This window comes from Pseudomonas sp. TE24901 (assembly GCF_054058375.1).
On the sequence record NZ_JBSSAF010000006.1, the window covers coordinates 381,557 to 396,572 of the forward strand.

Annotated in this window: 13 protein-coding genes; 11 read left to right on the top strand and 2 right to left on the bottom strand. The window is 64.1% G+C overall.

From position 1 onward, the window contains the following. Positions 1 to 338 precede the first annotated feature (338 nt). The 11 genes from ACVWVP_RS15060 (at position 339) to fecE (ending at position 12,733) form a co-directional block, all read left to right on the top strand. Positions 339 to 1,007, top strand: a complete 669-nt coding sequence (locus ACVWVP_RS15060) for a GntR family transcriptional regulator (RefSeq protein ID WP_457406878.1) — start codon at positions 339 to 341, stop codon at positions 1,005 to 1,007. A 77-nt stretch (positions 1,008 to 1,084) separates the two neighbouring features. Further along, positions 1,085 to 1,891 carry an ABC transporter substrate-binding protein gene (locus tag ACVWVP_RS15065; RefSeq protein WP_259173511.1) on the top strand — a complete coding sequence of 269 codons (807 nt, stop codon included), beginning with the start codon at positions 1,085 to 1,087 and terminating at the stop codon, positions 1,889 to 1,891. Between the two features lie 11 nt (positions 1,892 to 1,902). Continuing rightward, positions 1,903 to 2,679, top strand: coding sequence for an amino acid ABC transporter permease (locus tag ACVWVP_RS15070; protein WP_176998767.1), 777 nt, complete (start codon positions 1,903 to 1,905; stop codon positions 2,677 to 2,679). 2 nt (positions 2,680 to 2,681) lie between these two features. After that, positions 2,682 to 3,461 carry an amino acid ABC transporter ATP-binding protein gene (locus ACVWVP_RS15075; protein WP_259173510.1) on the top strand — a complete coding sequence of 260 codons (780 nt, stop codon included), beginning with the start codon at positions 2,682 to 2,684 and terminating at the stop codon, positions 3,459 to 3,461. Positions 3,462 to 3,481: 20 nt separating this feature from the next. Next, entirely contained in the window at positions 3,482 to 4,573 is a 1,092-nt protein-coding gene (locus ACVWVP_RS15080; RefSeq protein WP_178925223.1) for a polyamine ABC transporter substrate-binding protein, read from the top strand. 17 nt (positions 4,574 to 4,590) lie between these two features. Beyond that, positions 4,591 to 6,201, top strand: a complete 1,611-nt coding sequence (locus ACVWVP_RS15085; protein WP_457406881.1) for a gamma-glutamyltransferase family protein — start codon at positions 4,591 to 4,593, stop codon at positions 6,199 to 6,201. Between the two features lie 228 nt (positions 6,202 to 6,429). Further along, positions 6,430 to 8,820 (top strand): TonB-dependent siderophore receptor, encoded by a 2,391-nt coding sequence (locus tag ACVWVP_RS15090; RefSeq protein WP_457406883.1) that lies wholly within the window; start codon positions 6,430 to 6,432, stop codon positions 8,818 to 8,820. Positions 8,821 to 9,059: 239 nt separating this feature from the next. Then, positions 9,060 to 9,980, top strand: a complete 921-nt coding sequence (locus ACVWVP_RS15095; RefSeq protein ID WP_457406885.1) for a Fe(3+) dicitrate ABC transporter substrate-binding protein — start codon at positions 9,060 to 9,062, stop codon at positions 9,978 to 9,980. 2 nt (positions 9,981 to 9,982) lie between these two features. Continuing rightward, entirely contained in the window at positions 9,983 to 10,972 is a 990-nt protein-coding gene (fecC, locus tag ACVWVP_RS15100; RefSeq protein ID WP_457406887.1) for an iron-dicitrate ABC transporter permease FecC, read from the top strand. Then, positions 10,969 to 11,937 (top strand): iron chelate uptake ABC transporter family permease subunit, encoded by a 969-nt coding sequence (locus ACVWVP_RS15105; protein WP_457406889.1) that lies wholly within the window; start codon positions 10,969 to 10,971, stop codon positions 11,935 to 11,937. Before fecC ends, ACVWVP_RS15105 begins: the two co-directional genes overlap by 4 nt. A gap of 4 nt (positions 11,938 to 11,941) precedes the next feature. Further along, positions 11,942 to 12,733 (top strand): Fe(3+) dicitrate ABC transporter ATP-binding protein FecE, encoded by a 792-nt coding sequence (gene fecE / locus ACVWVP_RS15110; RefSeq protein WP_457406891.1) that lies wholly within the window; start codon positions 11,942 to 11,944, stop codon positions 12,731 to 12,733. A gap of 20 nt (positions 12,734 to 12,753) precedes the next feature. Here fecE and ACVWVP_RS15115 read toward each other — a convergent pair whose 3' ends face one another. Together ACVWVP_RS15115 and ACVWVP_RS15120 are read right to left on the bottom strand one after the other, a co-directional pair. After that, complete coding sequence (locus tag ACVWVP_RS15115) at positions 12,754 to 13,686, bottom strand: aliphatic sulfonate ABC transporter substrate-binding protein (RefSeq protein ID WP_457406894.1); 933 nt, start codon at positions 13,684 to 13,686, stop codon at positions 12,754 to 12,756. Next, the gene (locus ACVWVP_RS15120) at positions 13,683 to 15,014 is read right to left on the bottom strand and encodes an LLM class flavin-dependent oxidoreductase (protein WP_457406897.1); all 1,332 of its coding nucleotides are present in this window, start codon (positions 15,012 to 15,014) and stop codon (positions 13,683 to 13,685) included. Before ACVWVP_RS15120 ends, ACVWVP_RS15115 begins: the two co-directional genes overlap by 4 nt. Between the last annotated feature and the right edge of the window lie 2 nt (positions 15,015 to 15,016).

Sequence of the window (15,016 nt, forward strand, 5' to 3'; positions counted from 1 at the left end):
AGCCACCGCGCCGATCCCTGCGATCCACACCACTGATTCCGCCATCAACCTTCGCTCCCATGAAGTCCATGGCTATCAATCTACCGATCCGGCCCCGCCAGGAATAAGAATATCGACAGCTAAGGATATGCCCTCACGCTGTTACTTCCGCCCACCAACGGCGCGTTTTCTGAGCCTTTTGGTAGCAGATTCCTACATCTGCATTCCGGCCGATCAGCCGCAGACCTCATCTATCCCATCCGAATCAACCACTTGCCCCACCACCCACCCAATTGGCACGCATCCTGCTTTTTTGCATCCATGGATAATTGGATACAAAAATACAAAAGGTGCTGCCGATGCAATTTGCCCCCGCTTACGTTGACCGCCAGCCCCTCACCGCCGAGGAGGAGGCCTACAACTTCCTGCTTGATGCCATCTGCAGTGGCCGCTACCGCAAGGGCGACCGGCTGATTGCCGAGGACATCGCCAGTGAAATCGGCATGAGCCGCATGCCGGTGCGCGAAGCCTTCCGCCGCCTGGATGCCCAGGGCCTGGTCACCCTCAGGCCCAACCGTGGCGCCGTCGTCAGCGGCCTGGATATCGACGAATTGCACGAAGTCTTCGAGATGCGCAGCGCCCTCGAAGGCCTGGCAGTACGTGTGGCCGTCAGCCGGATCGGCGAACGCCAATTGGCCGCGCTGGAGCGCATGCTCGACGAGATGGACGACTACCGCGACGAAAGCGCCGCCTGGGTCAGCCGCCACCGCGCCTTCCACGAATACCTGTGCAGGCTCAGCGGCCGACCGCGCTTGATGAAGCAGATCTCGGCGCTGTACTCGCTGGTGGAAGCGCCCATGCGCCTATGGCTGCAACACGGCGATAAACCCCTCAGCGCCCGCGAAGAACACGCGGTGATCCTTGATGCGATCCGCGCCGGTGATGCCGCTCGCGCCGAAGCCGTGGTGCGCGAACACATCGAAGGCACCGTGCCGGCGCTGATCCAGTTTTTGCAGTCGGAAAAATAATCAGAGGTGGGCCCAAGCCCACCCGTGTTTTGACTTTGAGTCCTGCCCCGTTAACCAACGAACTGGAGTGTCTGGTCATGCATAAACGCCGCGCCTTGCTGGTGGCTGTCTCCCTCGGCCTCTGTACCCAATGGGCGTCTGCTGCGCCCCAGGTACCGGAGCGCTTGAAGAACGTCGACAAACTCGTCTACTGCTCGGGGATGGATTCACCGCCCCTCGTGTCCTTCGATGAAGCGCAGAAACCGCGCGGGCTCACCGTCGACCTGGGTCTGGAAATCGCCAAGCGCCTGGGCGACAAACAGGTGCAGTGGCGGGTGATTCCGTTCTCCGGCCTGGTGCCGGCCTTGCTCGCCCAGCAGTGCGACATGATCGTCGACCAGCTGTTCGACAAGCCCGAGCGGCGCCAGGTGATCGACATCGTCAACTACATGTACTCCAGCCAGTCGGTGGTGGTGCCCAAGGGCAACCCCAAGGGCATCAAGACGCTGGATGACTTGTCCGGGCACAAAGTCGCGGTGCTCAACGGCTCCACCATCAAGACCTTGCTGGACACACAAAACGAAAGCCTGTCCAAGGCCGGCAAGCCACCGATGAAGCTGGTGGTCTACAACACCGACACCGACGCCTTCCAGGCCCTGCGCATCAACCAAGTCGATGCCTACGGCACCACCGTGGAAACCGCTGGCTACTACGCCGCCATGGCGCCCGACTTGTTCCAGGAAGGCGTGCCCGCCTTCAGCCGCATCCTCACGGGCCTCGGCATGCGCAAGGACGATCCGCAACTCGCCGCCGCCGTGCAGCAAGTGATCAGCGATATGCGCAGCGACGGCAGCTACGTGGCGTTGCTGAATAAATGGCATGTCAGCAGCGACACTCTCGACTGAGGTTTCCAGCCATGAACTTCAATTGGGATGTGTTCTGGCAGTACCTGCTGCAGCCCAGCGGGGTGTACCTCACCGGGCTCTGGCTGACGTGCCTGATCGCGGTGTCGGCGATGCTGCTGGGCTGCGTGCTGGGCTTGGCGGCGGCGCTGTTGCGCCTGTCGAAGAACCCGCTGCTGCACCTGCCGGTACGCTTTTATGTGTGGTTGATGCGCGGCACGCCACTGCTGGTGCAAATCGTGTTCCTGTACACGGCGCTGGCGGCGGGCGGGATTTTCCGCTTCGAAGATATCGAACTCTTCGGCCTGATCGTGCCGGGCAATATCCAGGCGGCCATCATCGCTCTGGGCCTCAACGAAGGCGCGTACATGGCCGAAATCATCCGCGCCGGCATCGGTGCCGTGGACAAAGGCCAGTACGAAGCCGGGCGTTCCCTGGGCATGGGCTTTGCCAAGTTGATGCGACGCATCGTGCTGCCCCAGGCGTTCCGCGTGATCGTGCCGCCCCTGGGCAACGAGTTCAACGTGATGCTCAAGAACACCACCCTGGTCAGCGTGATCGGCGTGCAGGAGTTGCTGCTCAGCACCCAGATGGTCACCTCGGCGACGTTCCGAGTGTTCGAGTTGTACCTGGTGGTCGCGATCTATTTCTTGATGCTCACCACGCTCTGGGGCTTCTTCCAGCGTTGGCTGGAGGCGCGTTTCGGCCAGTCCGACCGGCCTTCCGCACCGCCTCCCGCGTCCAGCCGCATGTTCGGGCGCAGCACCTTGAAACTGCTGAGAGGACGCTGACCATGGCGCACCAAAGTGAAGAACTGATCATCGAGGCCCTCGACCTGCACAAGTCGTTTGGCGACCTGCAGATTCTCAAGGGCATCTCCTTGCAAGTGCGACGTGGCGAAGTGGTGGTGCTGATCGGCGCCTCCGGTTCGGGCAAGACCACTTTCATTCGCTGCATCAACCTGCTCGAAGACATCCAGGGCGGGCGCATCCGCGTCAACGGCCGCGCCATGGGCTATCGCGAGCGCAGCGACGGCAGCCTGGTGCGCGATTCGGAGCGCAACATCGCCCGTCAGCGCCGTGACATCGGCATGGTGTTCCAACGTTTCAACCTGTTCCCCCACATGACGGCGCTGGAAAACATCATCGAAGCACCGATTCACGTGCTCGGCACGCCACGCGCCGAAGCCTTGGAACAGGCCCGTGGCTTGCTGGCGCGGGTGGGCCTGGCGGACAAGGCCAGCCATTACCCGTCGATGCTCTCCGGCGGCCAGCAGCAGCGGGTGGCGATTGCCCGTGCCTTGGCGATGAAACCCCAGGCCATGCTGTTCGATGAACCTACCAGCGCCCTCGACCCGGAAACCGTCGGCGAGGTGCTGCACGTGATGAAGGAGCTGGCCGAGGAGGGCATGACCATGGTGGTCGTCACCCACGAAATGGGCTTTGCCCGTGAAGTGGCCGACCGCGTGGTGGTGCTCGACCAGGGCGAGCTCATCGAACAAGGGCCGCCGGAACAGATCTTCAGCCGCCCCCGCCATCCCCGTACCCGGGCCTTTCTCAGCCGCGTGCTGTGACCTTCATAAGGAACTGTGCCATGCGTTTATCGAGTGTGTTAGCGGCGCTGTGCTGCGCCGTCGCTGTGCCCATGGGCCAGGCTGCCGACTCGGTGGTCAAGGTCTACAACTGGTCCGACTACATCGGCCCCGATACCTTGAAGAACTTCGAGCAAGACAGCGGCATCAAGGTGCAATACGACATTTTCGACACCAACGAAATGCTCGAAGCCAAGCTGCTCTCCGGTCACTCGGGCTATGACGTGGTGGTGCCGTCCAGCCAGTTCCTGTCCAAGCAGATCCGCGCCGGCGCCTACCAGCCGCTGCAACGTAACTTGCTGGATAACTGGAAGCACCTCGACCCACGCCTGATGCAACGCCTGGAAGCCGCCGACCCCGGCAACCGCTACGCCGTGCCGTACATGTGGGGCACCGTGGGCATCGGCTACAACGCAGAGAAAGTGCGTGCCGTGCTGGGCAAGGATGCGGTGCTGGATTCCTGGTCGATGGTCTTCGAGCCGGCCAACCTGGCCAAGCTCAAAAGCTGCGGCGTGGCCTTCCTCGATGCGCCGGTGAAGATCATCCCCCAGGTCATGCTCTACCTCGGCCTGGACCCCAACAGCACCCGGCCCGATGACTACAAGCAGGCCTCGACCCGGCTGATGGCGCTGCGCCCGTCGGTGACCTACTTCAACTCCTCGAAATACACCGCCGACCTGGCCAACGGTGACATCTGCGTGGCGGTGGGTTATTCCGGCGACGTGATGCAGGCCCAGAGCCGCGCCAAGGAAGCCGGTAAAAATATCGACATCCGCTACCTGATCCCCAAGGAGGGCGTGAACCTGTGGTTCGACATGCTCGCCATTCCCAAGGACGCCGCCAACCCCGCCAACGCCCACGCCTTGATCAACTACCTGTTGCGCCCCGAGGTGATCGCGCCCGTCAGCGACTACGTGGGCTACGCCAACCCGAACAAAGACGCCACGCCCCTGATGGACCCCAAAGTCAGTGGCAACCCGGGCATCTACCCCGGTGATGATGTGATCAACCACACCTTTGTCTCCGCCGACCTGCCGGAAAACATCCAGCGCCTGATGACCCGGGAATGGAACCGCATCAAGTCCGGCCAATGAATCGAAGAGTCCCTGCCATGTTGAAATTTTCTGCTCACGAGTATCCCTATCCATCGCAACGCCAGAGCGTGTTCGCCAGGCGCGGCATGGTCGCGGCTTCCCAACCTTTGGCCGCCCAGGCCGGTATCGAGATCATGCAACGGGGCGGCAACGCCATCGATGCGGCCATCGCCACGGCGGCCGCGTTGACCGTGGTGGAGCCCACCGGCTGCGGTTTGGGCGGCGATGCGTTTGCCTTGGTCTGGTGTAAAGGCCAACTGCACGGCTTGAATGGCAACGGCCACGCGCCGGCCGCCTTGAGCATCGAGGCGGTGAAAGCGGCGGGGCACGACCAGATGCCGCTGTATGGCTGGACGCCCGTCACGGTGCCGGGCTGCCCATCGGCCTGGGCCGAGCTGTCCGAGCGCTTCGGCCAGTTGCCGTTTGCCGAGTTGCTGCAACCGGCCATCCGCCTGGCGCGCGACGGTTTCCCACTGTCGCCGGTGATCGCCCAGCTGTGGCAGGCCGCGCTGGATGAGTTCAGCCCCCATCGCGACCCGGTACTGGACGCCTGGTTCGACACCTTCCTGATGGACGGCCGTGCACCTCGCGCCGGGGAGATATTCCGCAACCCGGCCCAGGCTCGCACCCTCGAAGAACTCGCCGCCACCCGTTGCGAAAGCCTGTATCGCGGCGCCCTGGCCGAACGCCTGGACGCCCATTCGCGTGCCAGCGGTGGTTACCTGCGGGCCAGCGACCTCAAGGACTACCGCGCCCAGTGGGTGGACCCGATCCACATCAATTACCGGGGCGTGGACGTGTGGGAAATCCCACCGAGCGGCCAAGGCCTGGTGGCGTTAATGGCGCTGAAGATCCTCGAAGGGTTCAGCTTCGATCACCGCGACAGCCAGCAGACCTGGCACCGTCAGTTGGAGGCCATGAAGCTCGCCTACAGTGACGGCCTGCACTACATCACCGACCCGCTGCACATGCGCGTGGCCGTAGCGGATTTGCTCAGCGATGCTTACAGCAGCCGGCGCCGCGCTCAGATCGGTGAGCAAGCCCAGCCGCCCAAACCTGGCGATCCCCATGCCAGCGGCACGGTGTACCTGGCCACGGCCGACGCCGAGGGCAACATGGTTTCGTTCATCCAGAGCAACTACCACGGCTTTGGCTCCGGCGTGGTGCTGCCTGACAGCGGCATTGCCCTGCAAAACCGCGGGCAGGAATTCAGCCTCGACCCGGCCCATGCCAACTGCCTGGCGCCGGGCAAGAAAACCTTCCACACCATCATCCCCGGGTTCCTCACCAAGGACGGCCAGGCCCTCGGTCCGTTCGGCGTGATGGGCGGCTACATGCAGCCCCAGGGGCATGTGCAGATGGTGATGAACCTGGTGGACTTCGGCCTCAACCCCCAAGCGGCTCTGGATGCACCGCGCTGGCAATGGCTGGGCGACATGAAGGTCGGCATTGAACAGGGCGCCTCCCGCGACCTGGCCAACGCCCTGGCGCGGCGCGGCCACAAGGTGCAGATCGACAGTGACCTCACCGACTATGGGCGAGGGCAGATCATCCTGCGCGACCCGGTCAGCGGCGTGCTGTGCGGCGGCAGCGAGCCCCGCACAGATTCCCACATCGCGGTGTGGTAACCCGGCTTCAACCTTTGCGCTGCGGTCTACCCTGACACACCGCAGCGCGGGGCAAGCCCGCTCACTACAGGTTTTGGGTGGTTCATAGATTTCGGGGTGGCGTATAGAGGCTCGGGGGGCCACCCAGATTTCGGAGGAGGCGTTGATAAAATAATTGAACAAGCCTGTCCCTTTTTTTGCCGTCACCGGTCATTCCAGGTAAGTGAACAAAATCGAGAGCTTCCTCCAATGCCCGTTGTCCGTCCCTTGCTCAAGTTGAGCCTGCTGCTGAGCCTCAGCGCCAGCCCGTTCTTCGCCGCCGTCAGCTATGCCGAAGACACCACCACCCGCCGCAGCTACCAGGTGCCGGCCGGCAGCCTGAGCGCGGCGCTCACCCGTTTTGCCGGTTTGGCGGGGGTCAACCTGTCGGTAGACCCTGCATTGGTCAGCGGGCGCACCAGCGGCGGGCTGTCGGGCGAGTTCGGTGTGGAGGAGGGCTTTGCCCGCTTGCTGCAAGGCTCCGGCCTGCAACTGCAGCCGATGGGTGAACAGGCCTACATGCTGGTGCCGATACCGGACGGCAGTACGTTGGAACTGGCGCCGACTGCGATCCTCGGCACCACCGGCCTGTACGACGGCGACACCTACGCCGGCGGCCAGGTGGCGCGCCGCACTGCGCAGGGCATGCTCGGTACGCGGGACTTCATGGAGACCCCGTTCAGCATCACCACCTACACCGCCGAGGCGGTGAAGAACCAGCAGGCCCGCACCCTGGGCGACCTGATCGCCGCCGACCCGTCGGTGCGCGCCACCAACCCGGCCGGTGGGCGTTACGAGCAGTTCACCATTCGCGGCTTCAGCCTATTCAACAGTGACGTGGCCTACAACGGTCTCTACGGCGTGCTGCCCACCTACACCATCGACATGGAAATGGCCGACCGCGTCGACATCCTCAAAGGCCCCAGCCAGTTGATCAACGGCATCTCGCCACGGGGCAGCGTGGGCGGCGGGATCAACGTGGTGCCCAAGCGTGCCACCGACAAAGACATCAACTCGTTCACCGGCACCTGGGCCTCCGAAAGCCAGGCGGGTGGGGCGGTGGACGTGGGCCGGCGCTTTGGTGAAGACAATAAGTTCGGTATTCGCTTCAACGGCGTGAAACAGGCTGGCGATACCGACTGGGACCACCAGAGCGTCGACCGCGAAATGGCCGTATTGGGCCTGGATTTCCGTGGCGAGCGCCTGCGCCTTTCCACCGATATCGGTCACACCGAACGCAACACCGACGCCCCCCAGGAGCGTGTCCAGGTCGCGGCTGCCGCTCCGGTGCCCAGCGCCAACGACGTGCGCCGCAACTATGCGCAAGCCTGGAGCAAGGCGCGCACCAAGGACACCTTTGGTACGTTCAACGCTGAATATGATGTGAGCGATGACGTGATGCTGTACGGCGGTGTCGGCTTACGCAAAAGCAACCACGACTTCCTGCGCCATGCGGTCTCCGTCACCAATGCGGCCGGCGATTTCAGCGTGCTGCCGCGCGACTTCACCCGTGATGAAAACGTACGCACCTACACGGCTGGCGTGCGTAACTGGTTCCACACCGGGCCGGTCAGCCACGAGGTCAACCTGGCCGCCAGCTACTTCGACATGGATTTCACCAACGGTGGTGCACGTTATGCCGCCGCGCCGAGCAACCTCTACAACCCCGTGCAAACCCCGACACCGTCCACGGCGACGCGTCAGGACGCCAAGGTCTACACCGAGAACAAATTCAGTGGCGTGGCCTTGTCCGACACCCTGGGCTTTTTCGATGACCGTCTGCTGTTGACCCTTGGTGCCCGCTGGCAGCGGGTCAAGGTGGATGACTGGAGCGATGGCATCAAGGGCGACACCGCCTACGACGAAGAAAAAGTCTCACCGTCGGGCGGGCTGCTGTTCAAGGCCTCCGATAAGCTGTCGCTGTACGCCAACTACATGGAAGGCTTGAGCCAGGGCAAGATCGCGCCGTCCACCTCGATCAACGAAGACCAGATCTTCCCGCCGTTTATCAGCCGCCAAGTGGAGGTGGGCGCCAAGTACGACGCCGGCACGTTCGCCGTGACCGCCGCCGTATTCCGCATCAAGCAGCCGGCCTATGAAACCAACGCCACCTCGCGGGTGTTTGGCCCGAATGGCAAGCGCCAGAACACCGGGGCGGAACTGAGCGTGTTCGGCGAGCCGCTCAAGGGCGTGCGCTTGCTGGGCGGTGTGATGTACATCGACAGCAAACTCAAGGACACCACCAACGGCACCTGGGACGACAATCGCGCCCCGGCCACGCCCAAATACAACGTCAACCTCGGCGCGGAGTGGGATGTACCGGGCCTGCAAGGCCTGACCCTGACCAGCCGTGGCATCTACTCCAGTTCACAATACCTGGACCAGTCCAACGTCAAGGAAATCGACGCCTGGAACCGCCTCGACGTGGGCGCGCGCTACGCCTTCAACGTCGACGACAAACACGTGACCCTGCGCGCGAACGTGGAGAACGTCGCCGATAAACGCTATTGGAGTTCGGCCGGTGCCTCGGATGACAGCGAACCGGGGCTCACCTTGTCCACCCCACGCACCTACCTGCTTTCCGCCACGGTCGACTTCTAACCGCAGGACAAAATGTGGGAGCGGGCTTGCTCGCGAAGGCGGTAGTTCAGACAACTCTTTGTGTGACTGACACACCGCTTTCGCGAGCAAGCCCGCTCCCACAGTTGATCGATGGTGCCAAGGTGAATTTCATGACTTTAATGAGAATGTTTTTTGATTGCGCCGCCACGATATGGAATAGTACCCGCCGTTTTCCCCGGCCCGTCTAGCCGGGGTGTTTTAACGCCGAGGTACTTGCCATGCGACTGTTGCGCTCCATTCCGACCCTTGCCGCCTGCCTCCTGGCGTTGTCTTCCAGCGTACTCAGCGCTGCCCCCATCGACCTCAATGACGGCCAGCACACCGTGCATCTGCCCGATGCTCCCAAGCGTGTGGTGGTGCTGGAGTTCTCCTTTCTCGACAGCCTCGCCGCCGTTGACGTGACTCCGGTAGGCGCCGCCGATGATGGCGATGCCAACCGGGTGCTGCCCCGTGTGCGCCAGGCCATCGGCCAATGGAAGTCCGTGGGCTTGCGCTCGCAACCGAGCATCGAGGAAATTGCCCGGCTCAAGCCGGACCTGATCGTCGCCGACCTCAACCGCCACCAGGCGTTGTACAGCGACCTGTCGAGCATCGCGCCCACCCTGTTGCTGCCGTCACGCGGGGAAGATTACGAGGGCAGCCTCAAGTCCGCCGAACTGATCGGCAAGGCCCTGGGCAAGCGCCCGCAGATGGAAGCGCGAATCCAGCAGAACCGTGCACACCTCAAGGCAGTCGCCCAGCAGATTCCCGCCGGCGCCAGCGTGTTGTTCGGCGTTGCCCGTGAAGACAGCTTCTCCGTGCACGGCCCGGACTCCTACGCCGGCAGCGTGCTGCAAGCCATCGGCCTGAAAGTGCCGTCGGTCCGTGCCAACGCCGCGCCCACCGAGTTTGTCAGCCTGGAACAACTGCTTGCACTGGACCCGGGCTGGCTGCTGGTCGGCCATTACCGCCGTCCCAGCATCGTTGATACCTGGAGCAAACAGCCGTTGTGGCAAGTGCTCGGCGCGGTTCGCAACAAGCACGTAGCCGAAGTGGACGGCGACAGCTGGGCGCGCAACCGTGGTGTGCTGGCCTCGGAGCAGATCGCTGAAGATGCGCTGGCGATTCTCAAGGGCGGCAACGCCGTACTGAGCCAATAGCCGTGCAGCGCAGTCTCGCCGCCCTCGGCATTGGGCTGCTGGGGGCCCTGTTGTTCTGGTACTCGCTGTACAGCTGGTCGCCGTTCGTGATCACCCCGGCAGATGCCTGGAATGGCCTGGTGCACCAGGGCAGCGTGGGCGGCAACATGGCCTACATCGTTGCCCAGCTGCGCGTGCCGCGCGCGGTGTGCGCAGCGTTGGTCGGCGCCTGCCTGGGCCTGGCCGGCGCCTTGATGCAAGGCATTACCCGCAACCGCCTGGCCTCGCCATCGTTGTTTGGCGTGACGGCCGGCGCGGCGCTCGGCTTGGCGTTGTTTTCCACCGGGCTGGTGGCGTTGCCGTTTGCCGGTGGCGCGCTGTTGATGACCTGCGTGGGCGGGGCGCTGGCCTGGATCACCGTGTTCAGCCTGGGCGGCGCGTGGTCGCCGGCCACGGCGCAAGGGCGACTGGTATTGGCCGGCGTCGCCGTCGCCGCGTTGTGCGCGGCATTGACCCGCCTCACGGTGATCCTGGTCGAGGCCCAGGCGCAAAGCGTGCTCAACTGGCTGGCCGGTTCCTTGGCCAATGTGGGCGCCGCACAGGCGCAACTGCTGTGGCCGTGCACCCTGATCGGCGGCCTGTGGGCGCTGTGGTGCGCGCCGCGCTTGAACCTGATCAACCTCGGCGAAGACGCCGCCCGCTCCCTGGGCGTCGGCATCACCAGCCTGCGCCTGCAGGTGTTTGTCGCCAGCCTGTTGCTGGTGGGCGCGAGTGTCTGCGCGGTGGGGCCTATCGGCTTTGTCGGGTTGATTGCGCCGAACATCCTTCGCCAGTTCCTGGGCAACGACTACCGCTGGCTGATCCCCCTGAGTGCCGCCTTGGGTGCGGTGATCGTACTGGGCGCCGACCTGCTCAGCCGCGCGGTGGCGTTCCCGGTGGAGACCCCGGCCGGCGTGGTCACTGCGTTGATCGGTGCACCGTTCTTCCTGTTTCTTGCCAGGCGCGCCCTATGAGCCGCCCACGATTGCGCCTGTGGGTGCTGCTCGCCTTGTTGTTGCTGGCGACCTTTATCAGCCTCAGCGCCGGCACCTTGTGGCTCAAGCCCGCCACCGTGCTGGAGCGCCTGCTGGCCCACGATGCCCTCGACTTCGAGGTGTGGAACCACCGCCTGCCGCGCAGCCTCATTGCGATCCTCGCCGGTGCCGCCTTCGGCCTGGCCGGGGCGATTGTGCAGGGCGTGATCCGCAACCCGCTGGCCTCGCCGGAAATCCTCGGCGTGACCCAGGGTGCAGGGCTCGCGCTGACCGTGGCGATCATCAGTTGGCCGCATTTGCCAATTGCCTGGCTGCCGCTGGTGGCATGCCTGGGCGGTGCCGGTGGCGCGTTGCTGTTGGCGCTGTACAACACCGGCGTGAGTTTTTCCGGCGTGCGTTTTGCGCTGTCCGGGGTGGCGATTGCGGTGACCTTGTCCAGCGTCACCGAGTTTCTGATCCTGTCCCATCCGCTGGACATCAACACCGCCTTGCTCGCACTCACCGGCAGCCTGTGGAGCCGCAACTGGCACCATGTGGCGCTGGTACTGCCGTTCCTGCTGCTGATCCCGTTGGGCCTGTGCCTGGCCAAGCCGCTGAACCTGATCGCCCTGGGCGATGAAGCGGCCCACAGTCTGGGCACGGCATTGCGCCGTACGCGCTGGCTGGCGATGGCCTGCGCGGTGTTGCTTACCAGCCTCGGCGTCGGCGTGATCGGGCCGATCGGCTTTATCGGCCTGGTCGCGCCGCATATGGCGCGGCGCCTGGTGGGCGGGCATCACCAATGGCTGTTGCCCGCCGCGATGCTGATCGGCGCGCTGCTGCTGGTGTTGGCCGACACGCTGGGGCGCACGTTGATCGCGCCCAGTGAAATCCCCGCCGGGGTGCTCACGGCGGTGATTGGCGCGCCGTATTTTCTTTGGTTGCTGGCACGGTTCAAGGGCTGATCCCATGAGTATTCTTCAAGCACGACAGCTCGATATCGGCTACGGCGACACCCGCATTGTGCAAGGTCTGTCGTTCACGCCGCCGGCCGGAAAAGTCACCGCGCTGATCGGCCCCAATGGCTGTGGCAAGTCCACTTTGCTCAAGACGTTCGCACACATCCTCAAGCCGAGCGCGGGCGAACTGAGCCTGGACGGCCAGGCCTACGCCAGCCTGTCCTCCCGTCAGTTGGCGCAGCAGATCGCCTTTTTGCCGCAAGTGCTGCCGGTGCCCGAAGGGGTCAGCGTGCGCCAGCTGGTCGCCTACGGCCGCAGCCCGCATAACTCATTGTGGGGGCGTTTGAGCGGTAGCGATCAATCCCATGTTTCGCGCGCCATGCAGCGCCTGGAACTGGAGGTTTTGGCCGACCGCGCGCTGGCGGACCTCTCCGGTGGCCAGCGCCAACGTGCCTGGTTGGCCATGGTGCTGGCGCAGAACGCGCCGGTGGTGTTGCTGGATGAACCCACCACCTACCTCGATATCAGTCATCAGGTAGAGCTGTTGGACTTGATGGGGGAGTTGGCCGCCGAGGGCAAGACGGTGATCACGGTGTTGCACGACATCAACCAGGCCTGCCGTTATGCCGATCACTTGGCGGTGATGCGCAGCGGCAAGTTGGTGGCGCACGGTGCGCCGGGGGCAGTGATCAGTGCCGAGTTGATGCGCCAGGTGTTTGATGTGCAGGTGCAGGTCATCAATGAGCCGGTGTCTGGCACCCCCATGTGCATTGTCGAGAAAAGCACCCGTAATCACGTCTGACTCGGTTCAAAAGTGGGAGCTCAGTGGGATTCAGATCTCCATACGGCCTTGCTGACGTCAATGGCTTTGGGCAGCAAGCGGTTCTGGTAAAACAAATCCGCCGTCGCCTGCTGCGCCTGGATGATCTTCTCGTCAATCGGCAAGATCGGCGACGGCGGGCGGTTATCCATGTACCGCGCAACCACCTCGGCAGGCAGCCCCATAAAGCGGGTCAGCACGCTCAAGCTGTCCTCGCGGCTGCTGCGCGTCAGCGCTTCAGCCGCCGTCAGTTCACTGAGCAGGTCCTGTACAAACGCGCCGTTGGCCTGCGCATAGTCGCGCCGCGCGGTGTACACCGGGCCCGACAACCCTAACCCTTCGCCATTGGCCAACACGTGGCTGGGGCTCTGGCTCAACGCCAGGGACGAGTAGGGCTCCCAGATCGCCCAGGCATCCACGCTGCCTTGCTCGAACGCCGCGCGCGCATCGGCAGGTGGCAGGTACACCGGCTGAATATCCTTGTAGCTCAGCCCGGCTTTGTTCAGGGCGCGCAGGATCAGGTTGTGGGAGCTGGAGCCTTTCTGGAACGCAACCTTCTTGCCCTTCAAGTCGGCCACCGAATGCAGCGGGCTGTCGTTGCGCACCAGGATGGTTTCCGCGCTGGGCTTGGGCGGCTCGGCGCCGATGTAGACCAGGTCGGCGCCTGCGGCCTGGGCGAACAAGGGCGGGATATCCCCGGTGGAACCCACGTCCAGCGCGCCGACATTGAGTGCTTCCAGCATCTGCGGGCCGGCGGGGAACTCGACCCATTTGACCTGCGTATGGGGGAAGCGCTTTTCCAGCAGCCCGTGTTCCTTGGCCAGCACCAGGGCGATAGAGCCTTTCTGGTAGCCGATGCGCAGGGTGGCGGGGTCGGCCGCCAGTGCGGTGTGCGTAACGGCCAACAGGGCGAGTAACAGCGCCGGAATTTTCATGCATCGTCCTTTTTGAAGCGGTTTTCGGGGCGCGCCAAACCGAGGTTTTCACGCAAGGTCGTGCCGCTGTATTCAGTGCGGAACAGCCCGCGCCGTTGCAGTTCGGGCACTACCCACTGGGCGAAGTCCTCCAGCCCACCGGGCAGGTGCGGTACCAGGATATTGAAACCATCGGCGGCGCCCTGTTCGAACCAGTGTTGCAGCTCGTCGGCGATCTGCGCAGGCGTGCCGATCAGGCTGTAGTGCCCGCGACCACCGGCAATTCGCCGCCCCAACTGCGCCAGCGTCAGCTGCTCGCGGTTGGCCAGGTCACTGAGCAACTGCTGGCGGCTGCGCTGCCCGCTGTCGGTCAAGGGCAGCTCCGGCAATGGCCCGTCCAGCGGGTAGCCCGACAGGTCGAAGTTACCCAGCATGCGCCCCAACAAGGCGACACCCACCTCGGGCTCGACCAGGTCCTGGAACGCTTCGAACTTGGCCTGTGCCTCGGCCTCGGTCGGCCCGACCACCACAAACACGCCGGGCATGATTTTCAGCGAATCGGGTTCACGTGCGTATCGCTGGAGGCGACCCTTGAGGTCCGCATAAAACGCCTGGGCATTCGCCAGCGACGTCTGTGCGGTAAACACCACCTCGGCCGTCTGCGCGGCCAGTTCGCGGCCCGCCTCGGACGAGCCCGCCTGCACGATCACCGGCTGGCCCTGGGGCGAGCGCGCCACGTTAAGCGGGCCCTTGACGCGAAAATGTTCGCCAACATGCTCCAGCACATGCCGTTTCGCCGGGTCGTAATAGGTGCCGCTGGTCTTGTCGCGCACAAAGGCGTCGTCTTCCCAGCTGTCCCACAGCCCGGTCACCACCTGATGAAATTCCCGCGCGCGGCTGTAGCGCTCGGCGTGGCCCAGGTGTTCATCGCGGCCGAAATTCTGCGCCTCGGCGGCGTTGTCCGAGGTCACCAGATTCCAGCCCGCACGCCCACCGGACAGGTGATCCAGCGAGGCGAATTTACGCGCCACGTGGTAGGGCTCGTTGTAGCTGGTGGTGGCGGTGGCGATCAGGCCGATGTGCTCCGTCACCGCACTGAGCGCCGAGAGCAAGGTCAGCGGCTCAAAATGATCCGAGCGCGCCATATGGCTGGCGATTTCGCCGGTGGCCGCCGCAATGCTGTCGGCCACGAACAGCGTATCGAACCTGGCCGCTTCGGCCACCCGCGCCAGGTGCGTGTAGTGCTTGAAATCCAGCCCGGCGTTCGCCGGCACGTCGGGGTGGCGCCAGGCGGCCACGTGGTGCCCGGTGGCCATGAGGAAAGCGCCGAGTTTCAGTTGACGGCCCATGC